The organism is bacterium (genome assembly GCA_040753085.1).
Classification (GTDB): domain Bacteria; phylum UBA9089; class JASEGY01; order JASEGY01; family JASEGY01; genus JASEGY01.
Map to the genome: position 1 here is coordinate 1 of JBFMHI010000249.1, position 1,809 is coordinate 1,809.

A 1,809-nucleotide genomic window follows, 5' to 3' on the forward strand; every position below is an offset into this window, starting at 1 on the left:
GTCCTTAGGCTGTAGGGACAACCCTTGTGGTTGTCCGTCTACGGAACGGACATGGACAAGCACGGACAGGGACAAGCCCTGTCCCTACACTTCCGCCTTCTGTCCTGTGTTATTTATCCGCGCTAATTCGTGCATACCTGAACGGTTACCTGTAATCTTAGTGCCTCAGTGGCCTTGGGGCTGAGTAGTTACCTGAAATCCGCCATCCACAATCCGCTTCATTTCCTCCCTTACAGGAGTATCTCCATAAGCTGATTGGCCGGTCCGATCAGCCAGGCCAAGTTGTGGATCATAAGGGAGATATCCGAGTATTTTAAAATCGGGAAGACTGGATTCGATAAAATCCTTTTCTTGTTGGTCTCGAATTTTATTGCCGATAACAGCTACATTATCTATTCCCATCTCAACAGCCAGCTTTCTGATTCTTTCGGCGGTTTGAATGCTTCTCTGGCCCGGTTCAACTACACAAATTAAGGTATCCACTGCCCTGGCTGTTCCCCTGGAGAGGTGCTCAATGCCGGCCTCCATATCCAGGATAAGGTCTTGGTTGGGACTAAGCAGTAAGTGGGTAGTCAGTGCCCTAAGAAGGGTATTCTCCGGACAATAACATCCACTCCCCCCACCTTTTACTTTCCCCATAATGAGGAGCTTAACCCCGTGATAGGAGGCCCCAAATCTGTCAGGGATATCATCTACCTTAGGGTTCAGCTTGAAAAATGTCCCGGCCTCTTTAGTTCCGGTCCGCTCTTCAATCAGGTCTTTAAGCTCTGAGATAGGCGTAATCCCTTCGGCTATTTCTTTAGGGAATCCCAGGGCAGCCGCCAAATTAGCATCCGGATCAGCATCTACCGCCACCACATTATGTCCCTCTTCGGCCAACATCCTGGCCAGGATAGCCGCCACCGTGGTCTTTCCTACACCACCTTTCCCCGTAATGGAAATCTTCAAAGTATCCCCCTTAAAGGTCAGAAGCCAGATGAAGTTAGGGCCTTTACCTTTCGGGTCATTTTGCTTACTTTCCGGGCGGCATTATTTCGGTGAATAATTCCTTTAGCGGCGGCCTTATCAATAGCCGGGACAAGAGTAGTCAGGGCCTTTTGCGCCCCCTCCATATTGCCAGCCGCTACTTCTTCATTGACCTTTTTGATAAAGGTTTTCAACCTGGATTTGACGGCCACATTCCTTTCCCGGCGTTTCCTGTTTTGTCTGGCCCTACTTAAAACTGAGCGATGAATAGCCACTTAACTTATACCTCCTATTTCCCTTTTTTACTTCCTATTCCTGAACCTGTTAGGAACAGGTTTTTTATCCGAGAACCTTCACGTATAGTAATTGGTAACTACTCAGGTTGTTTAGACGGTCGCCTGAAGACGGTTAGTTCTGGCGCCTTTGACTGAATCAGGACACCCAAAACCTTCTCCGGTTCCACCATTTGATGACCATGATTCCCCTCCACCGTCTAACTGTCTACAGCTACCTGAGTTGTTACTGCCGACTTAAGTGTATCAAATTAATCTTCAAATGTCAACAAGTAAATATAGTAACCGTTCAGCCACCAAGGCACGAAGACACGAAGGGGAAATTAAAGTATGTGTCTTAGAGAACATTAGAACAATAGTAACTACTCAAAACTAAGTTAAGCAGTTAGTTGGGAGACAAAGCAAAATTCCCTCTCCCTTGAGGGGAGAGGGATAGGGTGAGGGTGAAATGGGCGGGCAATATTATTACTCTTGCTAAAAACCTTAGAAAAAGAGCTGCCACCCTCCCCTAACCCCTCCCATCAAGGGAGGGGAAGCTCTTATGCCGACG

Annotated in this window: 2 protein-coding genes; both read right to left on the minus strand. The window is 47.6% G+C overall.

Translation table 11 applies throughout. From position 1 onward, the window contains the following. Nucleotides 1-165: 165 nt before the first annotated feature. Nucleotides 166-948 (minus strand): carbon monoxide dehydrogenase accessory protein CooC, encoded by a 783-nt coding sequence (locus tag AB1797_14115; GenBank protein ID MEW5768719.1) that lies wholly within the window; start codon nucleotides 946-948, stop codon nucleotides 166-168. A gap of 17 nt (nucleotides 949-965) precedes the next feature. Beyond that, nucleotides 966-1,241 (minus strand): 30S ribosomal protein S20, encoded by a 276-nt coding sequence (gene rpsT, locus AB1797_14120; protein ID MEW5768720.1) that lies wholly within the window; start codon nucleotides 1,239-1,241, stop codon nucleotides 966-968. Nucleotides 1,242-1,809: the final 568 nt, after the last annotated feature.